Genomic DNA, 18,753 nt, shown 5'->3' with positions numbered 1-18,753 from the left:
GAAGGAGCACCAGTGCACCACCGCGCCACCTCCCGACGTACCCTCCTCACCGTCACCGCCGCCACGGCGGTCGCCGCCGTCACCGGCGTCGCGCTGCCCGCGGGCAGCGCGTTCGCCGAGGGCCACGACCAGGCGCTCAGACAGTTCGTCGCCCGCATGTCGCTGGAGGAGAAGGTCGGCCAGCTCTTCGTCATGCGGGTGTACGGCCACTCGGCCACCGCACCCGATCAGGCGGACATCGACGCCAACCTCAAGGAGATCGGCGTCCGTACCGCCGCCGAGCTCGTCGCCAAGTACCACGTCGGCGGCATCATCTACTTCGCCTGGGCGCACAACACCCGCGACCCGCGCCAGATCGCCGAACTGTCCAACGGCATCCAGCGGGCCGGTCTCGCCCAGCCGACCCCGCTCCCCCTGCTCATCTCCACCGACCAGGAGCACGGCATCGTCTGCCGGGTCGGCAAGCCGGCCACACTGATGCCCGGGGCGATGGCGCTCGGCGCGGGCGGCTCGCGGGCCGATGCCCGCAAGGCGGCGCAGATCGCCGGGGCCGAGCTGGCCGCCGTCGGCATCCGGCAGAACTACGCGCCGGTCGCCGACGTCAACGTCAACCCGGCCAACCCGGTCATCGGCGTCCGCTCCTTCGGCTCGGACCCGCAGGCAGTCGCCGGTCTGGTCGCCGCGCAGGTGCGCGGGTACCAGAGCGGCGGGGTCGCCGCGACGTCGAAGCACTTCCCCGGACACGGGGACACCGCGACCGACAGCCACTACGGCCTGCCGACCATCACGCACACCCGCGCGCAGTGGGGCGAGCTGGACGCGCCGCCGTTCCGGGCCGCGATCGCGGCGGGCATCGACTCGATCATGACGGCGCACATCGTCGTGCCCGCGCTCGACCCGAGCGAGGACCCGGCCACCCTGTCCCGCCCGATCCTCACCGGCATCCTGCGCGAGGAACTGGGCTACGACGGCGTCGTGGTGACCGACTCGCTCGGCATGGAGGGCGTCCGCACCAAGTACGGCGACGATCGCGTCCCGGTGCTCGCGCTCAAGGCGGGCGTCGACCAGCTGCTCAACCCGCCGAAGCTGGACGTGGCCTGGAACGCCGTGCTGAACGCGGTGAAGAGCGGCGAGCTGACGGAGGCCCGGCTCGACGAATCGATCCTCCGGATCCTGCGGCTCAAGGCGAAGCTGGGCCTGTTCCGGGACCCGTTCACGGACCCCGACGACGTGTTCGACACCGTCGGCACGGACGCGCACCTCGCCGCCGCCGACCGGATCGCCGAGGAGACCACGACCCTGCTGGTCAACGAGGGCGGGATGCTGCCTCTGGACCGGCGCACCCACTCCAAGGTGCTGGTGGTGGGCGCCGATCCGGCCTCGCCGTCCGGCTCCACCGGGCCGCCGACCGCGACCCTCGCCGGCGCGTTCGCCGAACTCGGCTTCACCGCACGGGCGCTGTCCACCGGGATCACCCCGACCGCCGCGAAGATCGAGGAGGCGGTGGCCGCCGCGGCCGGGCAGGACGTCGTCGTCGTCGGCACGTACAACGTCACCGCGGCCAGCCCGCAGCGGACCCTGGTGTCCCGGCTGGTGGCGACCGGCGTCCCGGTCGTCACGGTGGCGATCCGCAACCCGTACGACGTGGCCCAGATCAGCGGGCAGCGGGCGACCGTCGCCGCGTACTCCTGGACCGACGTCGAACTACGGGCCGCGGTTCGGGTGATCGCGGGTGCGGCGCGGCCGCAGGGCCGGCTGCCCGTGCCGATACTGCGCGCCGACGATCCGGCGCGGGTGCTGTACCCCGTCGGCCACGGGCTGTCCTACTCGTGACGTGACGACGCCGCGCCCGGCGGGATCGGATCCCGCCGGGCGCGGCGCGCTCGCTGCCTACGGACGACGCGCGTGCTGGCGCGTCACCTCCGGGTCGGCGGTGTCGAGCGTCGCGTCGAACCGGGCCAGCGGCTGCGCGGCGGCGGCCGCCGGGGCCTCGACGCCCGCCCAGGCGAGGATGCGGGCGGTGGCCTTCTCCCGCTCGGCGTCGGTCAGACCGGCCACGTTCGCGCCGTGGTTGGCGCCCGGGGCGGTGAACACGTAGCTGTCACGGGCGCCGCGGCCGAGGTGGAACGGCTCCGCGCCCCACGGGTCGTTGCCGCCGTACACGAACAGCATGCGGTTCGCGTTCTTGCGGACCCAGTCGTCCACGTCGCGCATGACCCACGGCTTGAACGTCGTCGGTATCTCGCGCGGCACGAAGTTCCGGGCGGGCTGGTAGCCGTACCGGGTCAGGCCGTCGAGGTGCGGCAGCGCGATGGTGGGCGAGCCCATCTCGGTGGCCGCCTGGTAGTAGTACGGGGTGTACGGCTCCAGGCCCTGGTCGGTGTAGAACGACCAGCCCGAGTACGCGTCGATGGTCTCGTACACGGCGTCGTCGGTGGCGGTCGCCGCCTCGGGGATGTTGGCGCAGTCGGCCTCGCCGTAGTACTGCCAGAAGCCCCAGACGAAGTCGAGGACGACGGCCTCGTACGCCTTGTCGAGCGAGCCGACGGTGTTGAAGGTCGCGCCCTCGGCGTCGGCCCACTCCTTGTACTTCTTCTCCAGCGGCGCGCGGCGCACGAGCGCCTCGCGCTGCAGCGCGTTGAGGCGGTCGCGGCACTCCTTCGTGCCGACCTTCTCGAAGAACCGGTCGTAGGCCGAGTCCTCCTTGTTCACCACGTCGTTGGGGGCGACGTACGCGACGACGCCGTCCATGTCGCGCGGGTAGAAGCGCTCGTAGTACGTGGCGGTCATTCCGCCCTTCGAACCACCCGTGGAGAGCCAGTTCTTGGAGTAGACCGCCTTCAGGGCGGTGAAGATGCGGTGCTGGTCGCTGGCGGCCTGCCAGATGTTCAGCTTGCTCCAGTCGGCGGGCTGCGGCCGGGACGGCGTGAAGAAGCGGTACTCCATGGAGACCTGGTTGCCGTCGATGATGCGAGTGGGCTCGCGCCGGCTGGGGGTGGTGCTCAGGCCGTAGCCGCTCGTGTGGAACACGGTCGGCCGGTCGGTGTCCTTGTGCAGCACGGTGATCCGCTGCTGGAACGTGCCCGCGGAGGGGCGGCGGTGGTCCACCGGCTGCGTGTAGTTCAGGACGAAGAAGCGGTACCCGGCGTACGGCTTCTCCTCGATCAGGCTCATCCCGGGGATCGCCAGCAGGCGGTCCTTGATGTCCGTGCCGACCGCGCTGTCCGCGGTGGCGGACCCGAGCCCGGTGGCCGGCTCCGCGGCGGTGGCCGCACCGGTCGCACCGACGGTTCCCATGAGCACCGCGAGCGACAGGATCCCTGTCAGCGCCTTGCGCATTCACCCTCCCCTTGATTCACAACGGTGTCGCGAACCTAGCGGGGGCAACGTGCGTACCGCCAGACCCTGTTGGCCCTTACCTGTGCTTCAGCACAGGATCCAGCCGGTCGAGCCCGACCGGCCGGCGACGGTGCCGGTGGCACGGACGCAGCGGTTGAGGGCGTGCACGGTGACGGGCCCGGCCTGCCGGGTGAACTGCCCCGAGTCGACGGCGGCGTGCCCGCCGCGCGGCTGGAGCTGGACGCTCATGGCGCGGCGCGGTCCGGGGTTCTTGGCCACGGCCATCGCGCAGGCGTAGTGGCGGGTCCGGTAGACGCGCAGCTCGCCGGTGGCGAAGGTGACGGTCTTGGCCGGGCGTCCGCTGCACACCGAGGCGGCGTCGGCCTGCTGCGCCCCCGGAACGCCCACGCCCAGGGTGAGCGCGCCCGCCGCGAGGCTCACCGCCAGCACCCGGGCCACCAGCCGTTCGCTCCGTACCTTCGCACCGTCGAACACGTGGGTCCCCTCCCGCATCAGAGCCGTACGTGCGTACGACGCGGGAGCGTACCCTTCGGTTGCCTTCTGCTCGATCGCCTTCCGGAACGCGGGCGTCCGTACCGGCCGTCAGACGCGCTCCGGCTCCTCCTCGCCGATGAAGGTGCGCCACAGCATCGCGTACCGGCCGTCGCGGGCCAGCAGCTCGTCGTGGGTGCCGTCCTCGGCGACCCGGCCGCCGTCCATCACGACCACCCGGTCCGCGCGGGCCGCGGTGGTGAGCCGGTGCGCGACGACGAGGGTGGTACGGCGGCCGGCGAGGCGGTCGGTGGCCGCGTTGACCTGGGCCTCGGTGGCCAGGTCGAGGGCGGCCGTGGCCTCGTCGAGCAGCAGCACGTCCGGGTCGACGAGTTCGGCGCGGGCGAGCGCGATCAGCTGGCGCTGACCGGCCGAGAGGTTCCGGCCGCGCTCGGCGACCTCGTGCAGGTAGCCGCCGTCGAGCGTGGCGATCATGTCGTGCGCGCCGACCGCGCGGGCCGCCGCCTCGACCTCGGCGTCGGTCGCGCCGGGGCGGCCGTACGCGATGGCGTCGCGGATCGTGCCGGCGAACAGGTACGCCTCCTGCGGGACCACGCCGAGCCGGTGCCGGTACGCGGTGAGGTCGAGCTCGCGCAGGTCCGTGCCGTCGGCGGTGACCCGGCCGGCGGTCGGGTCGTAGAACCGCGCCACCAGCTTGACCAGGGTCGACTTGCCCGCGCCGGTCTCGCCGACGAAGGCGACGGTCTGGCCGGCCGGGATGCGCAGGTCGATGCCGCTGAGCGCCGCTTCGTCGGAGCCGTAGGCGAACGACACGTCCTCGAAGGCGATGTCGCCGCGCAGCGACAGCACGTCCAGCGGCGCGGCGGCCTCGGCGGTCGACGTCGGCTCCTGGAGCAGCTCCTGCATCCGCTTCAGCGAGACCGCGGCCTGCTGGTAGCCGTCGAAGACCTGGGAGAGCTGCTGCACGGGGGCGAAGAACAGGTCGATGTAGAGCAGGTACGCGACGAGCGCGCCGGTCGTCAGGGTCCCGGCCTCGATCCGGTTCGCGCCGACGATCATGACCGCGGCGGCGGCCACGGACGACAGCAGGGTGACGAACGGGAAGTAGACCGAGATCAGCCACTGGCCGCGCACCCTGGCCTCGCGGTAGCCGGAGCTGCGCTCGGCGAACCGGGCGGCGCCGTCCTTCTCGCGGCCGAAGGCCTGCACGATCCGCAGCCCGGAGACCGACTCCTGGAGGTCGGCGTTGACGACGCTGATCCGCTCCCGGGCCAGCTCGTACGCCTTCACGCTGGAGCGGCGGAAGTAGTACGTGGCGACGGCGAGCACCGGCAGCGTGGCGAAGACGACCAGGGCCAGCTGGAGGTCCAGGACGAGCAGCGCGACCATGATCCCGAAGAAGGTCACGACGGAGACGAACGCGGTGACGAGCCCGGTCTGCAGGAACGTCGACAGGGCGTCCACGTCCGTGGTCATCCGGGTCATGATCCGGCCGGTGAGCTCGCGCTCGTAGTAGTCCAGGCCGAGCCGCTGGAGCTGGGCGAAGATCTTCAGCCGCAGCGAGTAGAGGATCCTTTCGCCGGTGCGCCCGGTCATCCGGGTCTCGGCGGTCTGCGCGACCCACTGCACGAGCACCGTCAGCAGCGCGAGGGCGGAGGCCGCCCAGACCGCGCCGACGGCGAGCCGGTTCACGCCCTCGTCGATGCCGTGCCGGATCAGGATCGGCAGCAGCAGGCCCATGCCGGCGTCGACGGCGACCAGGCCGAGGCTGGCGAGAAGGACGAGACCGAAGCCGCGCAGCAGCCGGCGCAGCCCGTACGAGTCCTCCGGGGCGACCGCCCGAGCCTCGTCCACCTGCGGGGTGTCCACGGCCGGCGGCAGCGCCTCCACGGCGGCGAGCAGCTCCGGGGTGGCCCCGGGGGCGGCGCTCTCCTCGGCGGCGGTCTCCTCCCGCACCCACAGGGCGGGGGTCAGGCCGCGCTCGGCGTCGTACTCGGCGTCCAGCTCGGCGCGCAGGGCGCGGTCCTCGACGAGCTCGTCGTCCACGTCGGCCGGCAGGACGTGCCCCGGCGAGACACCGCCCAGCTCGTCGGGGTCGGTGAGCAGCCGGCGGTAGAGCGGGGAGCGCCGCTCCAGCTCCTCGTGGGTGCCGATGTCGGAGAGCCGGCCGTCGTCGAGGACGGCGATCCGGTCGGCGAGGCCGAGGGTGGAGCGGCGGTGCGCGATGAGGAGGGTGGTGCGGCCGGCCATGACCGAGCGGAGCGCCTCGTGGATCTCGTGCTCGACGCGGGCGTCGACGGCGGAGGTGGCGTCGTCGAGGAGCAGCAGCCGCGGGTCGGTGAGGATCGCCCGGGCGAGCGCGATGCGCTGGCGCTGGCCGCCGGAGAGGGTGAGGCCGTGCTCGCCGACCTTGGTGTCGTAGCCGTCCGGCAGCTCGGCGATGAAACGGTCCGCCTGAGCGGCGCGTGCGGCCGTCTCGATCTGCTCCTGGGTGGCACTTGGCTGCCCGTACGCGATGTTCGCACGGACGGTGTCGGAGAACAGGAAGCTGTCCTCGGGGACCAGGCCGATGGCGGCCCGCAGCGATTCGAGGGTGAGTTCGCGGACGTCGTGGCCGCCGACGAGGACGGCGCCGTGGGTGACGTCGTAGAAGCGCGGCAGGAGGAGGGAGACGGTGGACTTGCCGGAGCCGGAGGCACCGACGACGGCGACGGTCTCGCCGGGGCGGATCTCCAGCGAGAAGCCGTCGAGGACGGGGCTGGTCTTCCCGGAGCCGTCCTCGTACCCGAACGAGACGTCGTCGAACTCGACCGTCGCGGGTGCGTCGGCGGGCAGTTCCTTCGTGCCGTCCTCGATCGCCGGCTCGGTGTCGATCAGCTCCAGGACGCGCTCGACGCCGGCCCGGGCCTGCTGGGCGACGGTGAGCACCATGGCGAGCATGCGGACCGGGCCGACGAGGGAGGCCAGGTAGGAGGAGAAGGCGACGAAGGTGCCGAGGGTGATCTGGCCGCGGGTGGCGAGCCAGCCGCCGAGCGCGAGGACGGCGACCTGGCCGAGCGCGGGGACGGCCTGGAGGGCCGGGGTGTACTTGGCGTTGAGCCGGATGGTGCGCAGCCGGCCAGCGAACAGCTTGCGGCTCGCGTCGCGGATCTTGCCGGTCTCCTGCTCCTCCTGCCCGAAGCCCTTGACGACCCGGACGCCGGTCACGGCCCCGTCGACGACCCCGGCGACGGCGGCGGCCTGCGCCTGCGCGTACCAGGTGGCGGGGTGCAGCCGGGTGCGGCTGCGCTTGGCGATGAACCAGAGGGCGGGGGCGACGGCGAGGGCGACGAGGGTGAGCGGGAGGGACAGCCAGGCCATGACGACCAGGGAGATCAGGAAGAGCAGGAAGTTGCCGATCGTCATGGGCAGCATGAACAGCAGGCCCTGGATCAGCTGGAGGTCGCTGGTGGCCCGCCCGACGACCTGGCCGGTGGACAGCTCGTCCTGACGCCGCCCGTCGAGCCGGGTGATCGTGCCGAACATGTCGGTGCGCAGGTCGTGCTGCACGTCGAGCGCGAGCCGGCCGCCGTAGTAGCGGCGGATGTAGGTCAGGGCGTAGACGAGGACCGCGGAACCGATGAGCAGCCCGGTCCAGACGGCGAGGGAGCGCGTGTGCGTGCCGATGACGTCGTCGATGATCACCTTGGTGATCAGCGGCACGATCGCGAGCAGCGCCATGCCGGCCAGCGAGGACCCGAGCGCGAGGATCACGTTCAGCCGGTACCGCCATGCGTACCCGGCCAGCCTGCGCGCCCAGCCGTCCTGTTTCCGGCCGTCTCCGTCTTGTTTCCGCCCCGCCGCCACGTGGTGCCTCCCGTTTCCGCTGCTCTACCGGAAGGCACCAACGCGGGTGGGGTGGGATTTCATCCCGCCCGGGCGAAGTGGGGTCTCAGGTCCTAGGTCGTGTCCGGAAAGTCATGGGAGCCAGAGTCGGAGGCAGGCGAGGGTGACCATGGCTTGGTAGTGGACGGCGCGTTTGTCGTAGCGGGTGGCCAGGGCCCGGTTCTGCTTGAGCCGGCTGAAACAGCGTTCGACAACGTTGCGGCGCCGGTAGGCGGTCCGGTCGAGGCGGCAGCGTGTCTCGCCGCGGCGGATGCGCCCGTTGATCTGGTCGATCCGCTCCGGGATCGTGCAGGCGATCCCGCGTCGCCTCAGGTAGGCCCGGATCTTGCGGGCCGAGTAGCCCTTGTCTGCGACCACGCGCTGGGGCCGGGTCCGGGGCCTGCCGGGCCCCGGCCGGGCGACGCGGATCCGGTCCATGACCGCCTCGAACTGGGTGCAGTCGTTGACGTTCCCGCCGGTCAGGGTGAAGGCCAGTGGCCGGCCCTGGCCGTCGCAGGCCAGGTGGATCTTGCTGGTCAGCCCGCCGCGTGATCGGCCGAGTGCCTCGCCTTCCCAGGGCCCCCTTTTCGGGCCCCGGCCGCATGCTGATGCGCGCGGACCGTGGTCGAGTCCACGCAGACGATCGACCAGTCGACGGTCCCGACGGCGTCGGAGTGCTGCTGGACGTGGGCCAGCAGCCGGTCCCAGGTGCCGTCGGCGGACCAGTGCCGGAAGCGTTCGTAGACCGTCTTCCACGGCCCGTACCGCTCGGGCAGGTCACGCCAGGCGGCCCCGGTGGACAGCTTCCAAAGGATCCCGTTGACCACCTGGCGCCGGTCCCGCACGGGCCGGCCCATACGGCCCGGCGCCAGCAACGGAGCGATCAACGCCCACGACTCATCCGTCAGTTCATGTCGACGCACCACAAACGGAGTAACGAGCCAACAACTTTACGGACACGGCCTAGGACCGTCCTGTGCCGCCCCTCAGTACGCCGGTCCGCGCTCCGGCACCGGCACCGTGGCCTCCTGCGGGACGGCCGGCGGAGTGATCACCGAGTTCATCGTCGCGGTCGGGTTGAGGTTCTTGTGAACGGCGCGCGCGACACGCTGGATGGTTTCGACGCCGTAGTTCATCGTCGTGCTGTCGTGCGTCAGGACGGTGATCGTGTAGTTCTTCGTGCTACTGGTGAAGGCCCCGATGCTGTGCACCCGCCAGCCGTGGGTGGCTCGCGAGAGCCAGCCGTTCTTGACATGGACCTTCAGCGTGCTGGGGGCACCGGCCGGGGTGCCCCAGCGCTGCGACGAGACGACCGCGTTCATCAGCTGCAGGATGTAGCTGCGCGAGGCGTCCGTCAGCAGGCCGTTCCTCACCGTGATGCGTGACAGGAGCTTCTGCTGGTCATAGGCGGTGATCTGGGTGAGCCCCCAGTAGCCGCCGGAGCCCGGGACGGTATTGGTCAGCCCGGCGGCCCGGAGGAAGTTCTGGATCTTGGTCACACCGAGCTGGCGCCACAGGGCGCTGGTCGCGGTGTTGTCCGACTGGGTGATCATGGCGTTGGCGCGGGACTTCTCGGTGGCCGTCAGCGCCCGGCCGGTCTTCTGCGCGTCCCACAGCAGGGTGGAGAGCACGATCACCTTGACCACGCTGGCGGAGTCGAACCTCTGGTCCTTCCGCAGCGAGCAGCTCGTACCGGTGACGCGGTCGTTGACGAAGACGGCGGCCGTCGTGGCGCGGCCCGCCAGGGCGGCGTTGACGTCCCCGGTCAGTTTGGCGGCGAGGCCCGGGGTGAGCGAGGTGCAGGTCACGGTGGGGGTCGCGGCGGTGGCAGGCGCCGCCGACAGGGCGGTCGGCACGAGCACTCCCACGGCGAGCGCCGCACCGAGAGCGCCGCGTCCGCGGCGGCGGGATATGGAGTGGTGAGTCACACACCGGAAGACTCACCGGCGACCGAACGGTTGCACGGAAAACGAGCACGATTTCGTCACGTCCGGACATGCGAGAACCCCCGCCACGTGGTGCCTCCGGTTTCCGCTGCTCTACCGGAAGGCACCGACGCGGGTGGGGTGGGATTCCATCCAGTGGGCTCTCAGGCCCTAGGACCTGCGGGGACGGGGGCTAGAAGGGACCTGCCAGGGTCACGGAGATGCCGTTGGTGGTGTCGGTGACCACCACGTTGCTCCAGACCAGGCTCATCGGAGGGCTGCACTTCGGCTGGAAGTTCGCCGTGACCGTCACGCTGAAGTTGGCCTTGCCGTTCTGGACGGGGAACTGTCCGCCGCCACCGAAGGCCTGCTTGTTCTCGGCCGACGGCTTGTTGCCGCCCTTGTTGACGCACTGGGCGTCGGCGGTGACCTGGATGTTGACCTGCTCCAGGTTGCCGAGGCCGGCTTCCTTGCCCTTGACCGTCAACGTGCTGCCGGAGGCAGTCGCGGTCGGTGTACCGACGAAGTGGGCGCTTCCCGCCTCGGCGGAGGGGGCGAGGAAGCCCACGATGGCGATGGCCACGCCTGCGGGCACCAGGAATGCGGAATGACGACGCATGAGATTTCGCCTCATCGGGTACTTGCGCTGCGCATGCGTAGGTCATCCGAGAGATCACATGTGCCACCAGAATATGTCAGGATGGCCGATATGCCCATGCTTACTGGTGAGTTGGTGCGAACATGCGCAGAACTGCGGGTAGCACCACCACCGAAGGGCCGGGCGCAGCAAGCGCTTTCCGCAGGTCCGCGGTCAGCGTTGCGGGCGTCGTCCGCACCGCCGGAACGCCGAAGGACTCCGCGAGGGCCACAAAGTCCGGCCTGGTCAGCTCCGTTCCGGCGGTCTCGCCGAACGCGTCCGTCATGTACTCGCGCAGGATGCCGTAGCCGCCGTCGTCGACGATCAGCCAGGTGACGTCGAGTCCGTACTGCCGCGCCGCGGCCAGCTCGGCGACGCCGTACATCGCACCCCCGTCGCCGGAGACCGCGAGGACCGGGGTGCCGGGCTCGGCGACAGCCGCGCCCAGGGCCGCCGGGAAGGCGTAACCGAGCCCCCCGGCGCCCTGCGCCGAGTGCATGGTGTTCGGGCGGCGGGCGTCGAACCCGGCCCACGCCCAGTACGCCAGGATCGTCATGTCCCAGAAGCTCGGCGAGCGATCCGGCAGGGCGGCGCGGATCGAGGCGAGGAGCTCCTGCTCCGCACCCAGGTCCTGGGCGTCGATCCGGGTGCGTACCTTCGTCAGGACCTCGCGGACCCGGTTCGGGGCGTCGGTGTCCTCGCGGGGTCCGACCGTCTCCAGGAGCGCCTGGAGGGCCAGGCGGGCGTCCGCGTGGATTCCGAGGGCCGGGTGGTTGGACTCCAACTTGCCGAGGTCGGCCTCGATCTGCACGATCCGGCCGCGCGGCGCGAAGGTGTGGTAGTTCGAGGACAGCTCGCCCAGGCCGCTGCCGACGACCAGGAGGACGTCCGCGTCCTCCAGGAAGTCCGTGACGTGCCGGTCCTCCACCCACGACTGGAGGGACAGCGGGTGCGTCCACGGGAACGCGCCCTTGCCGCCGTACGTGGTGACCACCGGCGCGTCCAGGCGCTCCGCGAGCTGCTTCAGCTTGCCCGCCGCGTCGGCGCGCACGACCCCGCCGCCCGCGACGATCACCGGCCGCTCCGCCCCGGTCAGCAGGTGCGCGGCGAGCGCGGTCAGCTCGGGACGCGGGGGCAGCTCGGGCGGGGTCGCGTCCACGCCGGTGACCTGCGGCAGCAGGGTCTCGGCGCGCAGCACGTCCTCGGGGATCTCCACCCAGACCGGCCCGTGCGGGGCGGTCAGCGCGGACTCCCAGGCGGCGGCGACGGCCGACGGGATCTGGGAGGCGGCCCGCACGGTGTGCACCGACTTCACGATGTCGCGGACCGACGCCTGCTGGTCCTTCAGTTCGTGCAGGTAGCCGTGCCGGCCGCCGCCGAGGCCGGCGACCGGGATCTGGCTGCTGATCGCCAGGACCGGCGCGGACGCCGCGGCCGCCTCCTGGAGCGCGGCCAGCGAGGTCAGCGCCCCCGGGCCGGTGGAGAGCAGCAGCGGCGCGGCCTCGCCGGTGATCCGGCCGTACGCGTCTGCGGCGAAGCCCGTGTTGTTCTCCACCCGCAGTCCGACGAACCGCAGGTCGGAGCGGCGGACCGCGTCGAACATCGCGAGCGCGTGCTGCCCCGGCAGACCGAAGACGGTCGTCGCACCGAGGCCGCGCAGCGTCTCCACGACCAGGTCCCCGCCCGTGCGGCCGGGCGGCGGCGCGAGGGCCGCCGCCGTCTGTGCCGCGGTCGGACGGAGGACGAGGTCGTGGTCGTGCGTCACGCGCGTACGTGCCCTTCGGTCGTCGGGGCCGCCCCGGGGCGGTCAGGCCTGCCGGGCCGCCGCGATCTGGCGGCTCATGATCGTGGTCAGCTCGTACGCGGTGTGCGAGGCCGCGACGGAGGTGATCTCGGCGTGATCGTACGCCGGGGCCACCTCGACGACATCCGCGGAGACCAGGTTGCAGGAGGACAGGCCGCGCAGGATCTCCAGCAGCTCGCGGGAGGTCATGCCGCCCGCCTCGGGGGTGCCCGTGCCGGGCGCGTGGGCCGGGTCGAGGCAGTCGATGTCGATGGAGATGTACAGCGGGCGGTCGCCGATCCGCTGGCGCAGCTGGTCGGCGACCTCGTCCGCGCCACGGCGGTAGACGTCCGCGGACGTCACGATGCCGAAGCCGAGCTTCTCGTCGTCGGTGAGGTCCTGCTTGCCGTACAGCGGGCCGCGGGTGCCGACGTGCGACAGCGCCTCGGTGTCGAGGATGCCCTCCTCGACGGCGCGGCGGAACGGGGTGCCGTGGGTGTACTCGGCGCCGAAGTACGTGTCCCAGGTGTCGAGGTGCGCGTCGAAGTGGAGCAGGGCGACCGGGCCGTGCTTCTTCGCGACGGAACGGAGGAGCGGGAGGGCGATGGTGTGGTCGCCGCCCAGGGTCATCATCCGGGCGCCGGTGCCGAGCAGCTCGTCGGCGGCGGCCTCGATCGTCTCGACGGCCTCGTTGATGTTGAACGGGTTGACGGCGATGTCACCGCCGTCCGCGACCTGCGCGAGGGCGAACGGGGACGCGTCCTGCGCCGGGTTGTACGGGCGCAGGAGGCGGGACGCCTCGCGGATCGCGTTGCCGCCGAAGCGGGCGCCGGGGCGGTAGGAGACACCGGAGTCGAAGGGCACACCGACGACGGCGACGTCGGCGGTGCCGACCTCGTCGAGGCGGGGCAGCCGGGCGAAGGTCGCGGGACCCGCGTAGCGCGGGATGCGGGAGGAGTCGACGGGGCCGCGGAACTGCTGCTGCTCGCTCATGGTGGGGTGCCTTTCTGGGGTCGTGCGGGGGAAGTCGGCGGGGGTCAGAAGTCGTAGAGCTCGGGGCGCCGGTCCTGGAAGACGTCGTTGTGCTCGCCGATCCGCTTGTCCCGGGCCTGACCCAGGGCACAGGCGGCGACGAGCAGCGACTCGCCGGTCTCGTCGGCCGGCCCCGCGAGCGGGAAGCCGTCGGGGTCGGTGATCACGGAGCCACCCGTCCACTCGACGCCGTTCTCCGTCCCCGCGCGGTCGCACGCGGCGACGAACATCCGGTTGACGGCGGCGTCGGCCTGGACGCGGACCACCTCGGCGGCGCGCTCGCCCTCGGGGCGCGGGAAGAGCGGCCAGTTCACGGGGGCGCACAGCAGGTCGGCGCCCCGGAGGGCGACGTCGCGGACCCACTCGGGGAATTCGACGTCGTAGCAGACCATCACCCCGATCCGGCCGACGGCCGTGTCCACGACCGGCGGACGCTCGTCACCGGGGACGAAGACGGCCTTCTCGACGGCGCCGAACAGGTGGGCCTTGCGGTACAGCGCGCGAACACCGGCCGGGTCGATCAGCACGGCGGAGTTCCGTACGACTCCGTTCTCGTCCCGCTCGCAGAACCCGGCGACGAGGATCAGGTCGTGGCGGGCGGCGGCCTCGACCCAGGCCGTGACGGTCGGGCCGTCGACGGGCTCCGCCAGCTCGGCCGCGTGCGCGGCGTCGCGGAAGACGTAGCCGGTGTTGGCCAGTTCGGGGAGGACGAGGACCTTCACGCCGGCGGCCGCGGCCGCCTCGATCGCCCGGTCGGCGGCGGCGCGGTTGCCTGCGACGTCGCCGACGGCGAGGGAGAGCTGCGCGCAGGCGACGAGGACGGTGTCCGCCGTCGGGGTTCCGTGCATGGGCCGGGGCGCTCCTTCATGCCGAGTTCTGGGTGAATCGTCCGCAAGCTACGCCGCCGGGGTGCGACCGGACGATCGCCCGGGGGGCGAATCTTCTCGTGTCGGGTGGACACTGTGTCCATGACGCTCACGCTCGCCGATCTCGTCGCCCGCCCCGATCTGCGGCTCGCCGTCGCCGCCGGGGCCGGCGGGCTCGACCGGCCGGTCCTCGCGGCGCACGCGTCGGAGCTGGTCCGGCCGGGGCACTGGCTCCAGGGCGGCGAGCTGCTGATGACGATCGGACTGCTGCTGCCGATGGAGGCGGAGGCGTGCCGGGCGTACGTGGACGACCTGCGGGCGAGCGGGGCGAGCGCGCTGGCGCTGGGGCTCGGCGCCGCCCTCCCCCATCAGTCTGCGCCACCGTTGCTGGTCGCGGCGGCGGAGGCCGCGGGGCTGCCGCTGCTGACCGTTCCCGACGAGGTGCCGTTCATCGCGGTCACGAAGGCGGTCTTCGCGGCGCAGGCGGCGGAGCAGCGGGCGGCTCTGGAGAACGCCGTCGACACGCAGCGGCGCCTGACGGCGGCGGCGGCCTCGGGGCGGGGTCTCGCGCCCACGCTGGAGGCGTGGACCCGGGCGACCGGCGTGTCCGCGGTGGTGACGGATCCGGTGGGGCGGGTGCTGGCGACGGGGGGCGGCGGGCTGCCGCCCGGTGCGGACGAGCTGATCCGGCGGGTGGCCACGCGGGGGATGCAGGCCAGCGCGGTGAGCTCGGCGGGCGGGGAGCAGGTCGAGGTGCAGCCGCTCGGGGCGCGGCGGCTGCGGGGAGTGCTGGTGCTCGCCGGGGAGCTCGGGGCGGAGACGCGGCTGCTGGTGTCGGGGCTCGTGGCGCTGCTGTCGCTCGAGCTGGAGCGACGGCACCTCGCCGACGAGCCGGAGCGGCGGCGGCGCGCGGCGCTTCTGGGTCGGCTGCTCGCCGAAGGGAGGTCGGCCGAGCAGGCCGGGGACGCGTTGGCGGCTGCCGGGCTGGCGGCCCCGACGGTTCGTGCGGTGACCGTGGCCGCCCGTAGCCCCGAGGACGCGGCCGAGGTCGCCGCGGACCTGGCGCTCGCGCTGCCGGGCGGTCTGACCCGTACCGACGGGGCCGTCGTGGAGGCGGTCGCCGGCGAGGACACCGACGTCCTGGAGCTGCTGGCCCGGTTCGCCCCGGGCTGCCCGGCCGGCATCGGGGCGCCGGTGGCCCCGGAGGCGGCGCTCACCTCGCTGCGGCAGGCGACCGGGCTGCTGGAGGTGAGCCGCAGGTCCGGGCGCCCGGCGGAGGCGCGGCGGAGCCACTCCAGCCGGCTGCTCCTCGGCCTCGGCGACCGGGACGCGCTCGCCGGGTACGCGGACACGGTGCTCGGGCCGCTCGACGTGGCCGACCCGTCCGGCGACCTGGTGGAGACCCTGGCGACCTGGCTGGACACCGGCTGCTCCTGGGACGAGACCGGCCGCCGCCTCGGCCTGCACCGGCACACCGTGCGCAACCGTCTCGACAAGGCGATGCGCCTGACCGACCGCCGCCTCGACGACGGCGACGACCGGTTCGACCTCTGGCTCGCCACCCGTGCGCGGCGCGCGGCGTTGTGAGCTCACGCCCGGAGGTCGGGGCGCCGTTGAGGACGCCACGACACGGGGCCGGCACCTCACTCCAGCGGCGGCAGCAGTTCGAAGAGGCTGGAGAAGCCCTGGTCGCCGTGGCCGGCGGCGATGCGGCGGTCCATGAGGTCCTTGACCTCGCGCATCCGGACCGCCTCCACGCCGACGGACGCCCGGTGGGCGATCATGTCGTTCATGAGCGCCGCCTGGACGTTCAGGGAGCCGAGGTCGGGCCCGTACGCGCCGTCGGCGACCGCCTCGGCCATCGAGTCGAGCAGCCCGGGGAAGGCGGCCAGCGAGCCGGCGGCGCGCTCGGTGAAGGCCCTGACGTCGAGGCCCTCGGCCCTCACCAGCTTGAGTACGTGCAGGAAGCCGATGAGCAGCTCGTAGGCGAACGCGACCTGGGCCATGAACTCCACGGCCGCCGCGCCGGCGTCCTCGCCGTGGTACGCGATGCCGCCCAGGGCCTTCAGCGTCGGCTCGTGGGCCTCGTACGCCTTGGCCGAACCGCTGAACGGGAACATGACGCGCTCGGTGCCCACGTACGGCGGGTCGCCCATGATCTTGCCGTCGATGTACGCGGCGCCGTGCTCCTTCGCCCAGAGCTCGTTGGCCCGCGCCTGGGCGGGCGAGCCGCTGGTGACGTTCACGAGCACCTTGCCCGTGACCGCGGACTCGACGGAGGCCAGCACCTCGTCGACCGCGGTGCCGTCGAGGAGGCAGACCACGACGAGCGGGCTCGCCGCCACCGCCTCCGCGGCCGTCGCGGCGGAGCCGGCGCCGGCCTCGACGAGCGGCGCGGCCTTGCTCGCGGTCCGGTTCCAGACCGTCGTGGCGAATCCGCGGTCGAGGAAGGTCCTGGCGATCGCCGAGCCCATGTCTCCGAGGCCGAGCACCGTGACCCGGGTCGTTGTCGATGACGTCATCGTCTTCCCTTCGGTACGTACGGAACGACTGCCGAAGTTAGGGCACCGACCTGCGCCGATCAGCCCGCTGAGGACGATGTCGGTCAGAAGGACCACGCGGCTACGACCTTCGACCGAGCCCCCGCGTTGTGACGGGCGTGACGCTCCAGGTCTCTGGACAGGCCGGATGACTGGCCGGTAACTTTGTCTTGCCTGAGCAAGCGCTTAGACAACCTGGCCCGCACACCGGAGGAGACGCACCGTGCGCCGTACCGTATTCAACGAGGACCACGAGGCGTTCCGGGAGACCATTCGCGCCTTCATCGAGGCCGAGGTCGTCCCCGTCTACGACGAGTGGTTCGCGGCCGGCCAGGCGCCGCGCGACTTCTACTACAAGCTCGGCGAGCTGGGCGTCTTCGGCATCAACGTGCCCGAGGAGTTCGGTGGCGCGGGTCTGGACACGCACAAGTTCGAGGCCGTCCTCTACGAGGAGACCTCGCGTGCGGGTGTCGCGTTCGGCGGGTCCGGCGTGCACGTGCTGCTCGCCCTGCCGTACATCAAGATGCTCGCGAGCGACGAGCAGAAGAAGCGCTACCTGCCGAAGTTCGTCTCCGGCGAGGAGATGTGGGCGCTCGCCATGACCGAGCCGGGCACCGGTTCCGACGTCGCGGGCATGAAGACCACCGCCAAGCTCTCCGAGGACGGCACCCACTACGTCCTCAACGGCGCCAAGACCTTCATCACCGGTGGCGTGCACGCCGACCGCGTGATCGTGTGTGCGCGTACGTCGGCGCCGTCCGCCGAGGACCGCCGGTTCGGCATCTCGCTGTTCGCCGTGGACACCAAGTCCGAGGGCTACTCCATCGGCCGCAAGCTGGACAAGCTCGGTCTGCGCACCTCCGACACCGCCGAGCTGGCGTTCGTCGACGTCAAGGTTCCCGTCGAGGACCTGCTCGGCGAGGAGGGCAAGGGCTTCTACTACCTCGGCCACAACCTGGCCTCCGAGCGCTGGGGCATCGCCTTCGGTGCGTACGCGCAGGCCAAGGCCGCGGTGCGGTTCGCCCAGCAGTACGTCACGGACCGCACGGTCTTCGGCAAGCCGGTGGCGCACTTCCAGAACACCAAGTTCGAGCTGGCCGCCTGCCAGGCCGAGGTGGACGCGGCCGAGGCCGTCGCCGACCGCGCCCTGGAGGCCCTGGACGCGGGTGAGCTGACCCCTGCCGAGGCCGCGAGCGCCAAGCTGTTCTGCACCGAGGTCGCGCACCGCGTCATCGACCGCTGCCTCCAGCTGCACGGCGGCTACGGCTACATGAACGAGTACCCGATCGCCCGCCTGTACGCGGACAACCGCGTCAACCGCATCTACGGCGGCACCAGCGAGATCATGAAGTCGATCATCGCCAAGTCGATGGGCCTGTAAGTGCCCGAAGCTCTGGATTCCCTGCTCGATCTGCTCGATCTCGAGCGGATCGAGCAGGACATCTTCCGGGGCGAGTCCCGGTCCTCGATCGTCCCCCGCGTCTTCGGCGGCCAGGTGGCCGCCCAGGCGCTGGTGGCGGCCGGGCGGACCGCCCCGGCGGACCGGCTCGCCCACTCGCTCCACTCGTACTTCCTGCGCCCCGGCGACCCGGGCGCGCCGATCGTCTACAACGTCGACCGGATCCGCGACGGACGCTCCTTCACGACGCGTCGCGTGGTCGCCGTCCAGCACGGTCAGCCGATCTTCCATCTCTCGGCGTCGTTCCAGACGTCCGAGGAGGGGCTGGACCACCAGTACGACATGCCGGCCGCACCGGAACCGGAGTCCCTGCCGACGGCCGCGGAGATGCTCCCCCGCCACCTCCCCCGCGAGGTCGCGGACCGGCTGATCGAGGCCCGCGCCGCCGTGGACCTGCGGTACGTCGAGACCCCGCCGTGGGGCTCGGTCGGCACGCCGCGCGAGCCGCGGTCGCAGGTGTGGTTCCGCACGAACGGCAAGCCCGCGGACGATCCGCTGCTCCACATGTGCCTGGCGACCTACGTCTCCGACATGACGCTCCTCGACTCGGTGCTGCTCGCCCACGGGCGGGGCGGCTGGGCCGTGGGCGACGTGGTGGGCGCCTCGCTCGATCACGCGATGTGGTTCCACCGGCCCTTCCGGGCCGACGAGTGGCTGCTCTACGACCAGGAGTCGCCCACGGCTTCGGGCGGGCGCGGGCTCGGGCAGGCCCGGATCTGGACGCAGGACGGGAAGCTGGCCATCACCGTCATTCAGGAGGGTGTCGTTCGCGTCCCGCGCTGACGGCCGGACATA

At 72.2% G+C, this 18,753-nt stretch carries 13 protein-coding genes and 1 pseudogene; 4 read left to right on the top strand and 10 right to left on the bottom strand.

All coding sequences use genetic code 11. The annotated features are described in order from the left end of the window. Nucleotides 1-12: 12 nt before the first annotated feature. Entirely contained in the window at nt 13-1,833 is a 1,821-nt protein-coding gene (locus tag R2D22_RS23930) for a glycoside hydrolase family 3 protein (protein ID WP_318106711.1), read from the top strand. A gap of 57 nt (nt 1,834-1,890) precedes the next feature. Here R2D22_RS23930 and R2D22_RS23925 read toward each other — a convergent pair whose 3' ends face one another. The 9 genes and pseudogenes from R2D22_RS23925 to R2D22_RS23885 all read right to left on the bottom strand — a co-directional run bounded on the left by R2D22_RS23925 (nt 1,891) and on the right by R2D22_RS23885 (nt 13,941). After that, the gene (locus tag R2D22_RS23925; RefSeq protein WP_318106710.1) at nt 1,891-3,339 is read right to left on the bottom strand and encodes a S28 family serine protease; all 1,449 of its coding nucleotides are present in this window, start codon (nt 3,337-3,339) and stop codon (nt 1,891-1,893) included. Between the two features lie 87 nt (nt 3,340-3,426). Next, nucleotides 3,427-3,801 (bottom strand): hypothetical protein, encoded by a 375-nt coding sequence (locus R2D22_RS23920; RefSeq protein WP_411977161.1) that lies wholly within the window; start codon nt 3,799-3,801, stop codon nt 3,427-3,429. Between the two features lie 141 nt (nt 3,802-3,942). Further along, nucleotides 3,943-7,698, bottom strand: coding sequence for an ABC transporter ATP-binding protein (locus R2D22_RS23915; RefSeq protein WP_318106708.1), 3,756 nt, complete (start codon nt 7,696-7,698; stop codon nt 3,943-3,945). A gap of 111 nt (nt 7,699-7,809) precedes the next feature. After that, nucleotides 7,810-8,642 (bottom strand): annotated as a pseudogene (locus R2D22_RS23910) (IS5 family transposase). A gap of 60 nt (nt 8,643-8,702) precedes the next feature. Then, entirely contained in the window at nt 8,703-9,578 is an 876-nt protein-coding gene (locus R2D22_RS23905; protein ID WP_411977160.1) for a serine hydrolase, read from the bottom strand. A 256-nt stretch (nt 9,579-9,834) separates the two neighbouring features. Beyond that, the gene (locus tag R2D22_RS23900) at nt 9,835-10,260 is read right to left on the bottom strand and encodes a hypothetical protein (RefSeq protein WP_318106706.1); all 426 of its coding nucleotides are present in this window, start codon (nt 10,258-10,260) and stop codon (nt 9,835-9,837) included. Nucleotides 10,261-10,360: 100 nt separating this feature from the next. Next, nucleotides 10,361-12,043 (bottom strand): thiamine pyrophosphate-binding protein, encoded by a 1,683-nt coding sequence (locus R2D22_RS23895; protein WP_318106705.1) that lies wholly within the window; start codon nt 12,041-12,043, stop codon nt 10,361-10,363. A gap of 42 nt (nt 12,044-12,085) precedes the next feature. Continuing rightward, nucleotides 12,086-13,054 carry an agmatinase gene (speB, locus tag R2D22_RS23890; protein WP_318106704.1) on the bottom strand — a complete coding sequence of 323 codons (969 nt, stop codon included), beginning with the start codon at nt 13,052-13,054 and terminating at the stop codon, nt 12,086-12,088. Nucleotides 13,055-13,098: 44 nt separating this feature from the next. Beyond that, nucleotides 13,099-13,941, bottom strand: coding sequence for a nitrilase-related carbon-nitrogen hydrolase (locus R2D22_RS23885; RefSeq protein ID WP_318106703.1), 843 nt, complete (start codon nt 13,939-13,941; stop codon nt 13,099-13,101). 120 nt (nt 13,942-14,061) lie between these two features. On the opposite strand from R2D22_RS23885, the gene R2D22_RS23880 reads away from it, so the two are divergent. Continuing rightward, nucleotides 14,062-15,546, top strand: coding sequence for a PucR family transcriptional regulator ligand-binding domain-containing protein (locus R2D22_RS23880; RefSeq protein ID WP_318106702.1), 1,485 nt, complete (start codon nt 14,062-14,064; stop codon nt 15,544-15,546). 56 nt (nt 15,547-15,602) lie between these two features. Here the strand turns inward: R2D22_RS23880 and R2D22_RS23875 are convergent, their stop codons facing one another. Continuing rightward, nucleotides 15,603-16,481 (bottom strand): NAD(P)-dependent oxidoreductase, encoded by an 879-nt coding sequence (locus R2D22_RS23875; RefSeq protein WP_318106701.1) that lies wholly within the window; start codon nt 16,479-16,481, stop codon nt 15,603-15,605. 241 nt (nt 16,482-16,722) lie between these two features. Between R2D22_RS23875 and R2D22_RS23870 the strand changes: the two genes are divergently transcribed. Further along, nucleotides 16,723-17,880 (top strand): acyl-CoA dehydrogenase family protein, encoded by a 1,158-nt coding sequence (locus R2D22_RS23870; protein ID WP_318106700.1) that lies wholly within the window; start codon nt 16,723-16,725, stop codon nt 17,878-17,880. Beyond that, entirely contained in the window at nt 17,881-18,741 is an 861-nt protein-coding gene (gene tesB / locus R2D22_RS23865; protein ID WP_318106699.1) for an acyl-CoA thioesterase II, read from the top strand. The last annotated feature ends 12 nt before the right edge of the window (nt 18,742-18,753 follow it).

This window comes from Streptomyces sp. HUAS YS2 (assembly GCF_033343995.1).
Classification (GTDB): Bacteria; Actinomycetota; Actinomycetes; order Streptomycetales; family Streptomycetaceae; genus Streptomyces; species Streptomyces solicathayae.
The sequence above is the reverse complement of the archived record's forward strand: the minus strand, read 5'-3'. Positions and strand labels throughout refer to the sequence as shown.

Bases quoted from the DNA above. Each gene is read 5' to 3' on its own strand.
- R2D22_RS23925 (WP_318106710.1), bottom strand. From the start codon at position 3,339: ATGCGCAAGGCGCTGACAGGGATCCTGTCGCTCGCGGTGCTCATGGGA.
- R2D22_RS23900 (WP_318106706.1), bottom strand. From the start codon at position 10,260: ATGCGTCGTCATTCCGCATTCCTGGTGCCCGCAGGCGTGGCCATCGCC.
- speB (WP_318106704.1), bottom strand. From the start codon at position 13,054: ATGAGCGAGCAGCAGCAGTTCCGCGGCCCCGTCGACTCCTCCCGCATC.
- R2D22_RS23885 (WP_318106703.1), bottom strand. From the start codon at position 13,941: ATGCACGGAACCCCGACGGCGGACACCGTCCTCGTCGCCTGCGCGCAG.
- R2D22_RS23880 (WP_318106702.1), top strand. From the start codon at position 14,062: ATGACGCTCACGCTCGCCGATCTCGTCGCCCGCCCCGATCTGCGGCTC.
- R2D22_RS23875 (WP_318106701.1), bottom strand. From the start codon at position 16,481: ATGACGTCATCGACAACGACCCGGGTCACGGTGCTCGGCCTCGGAGAC.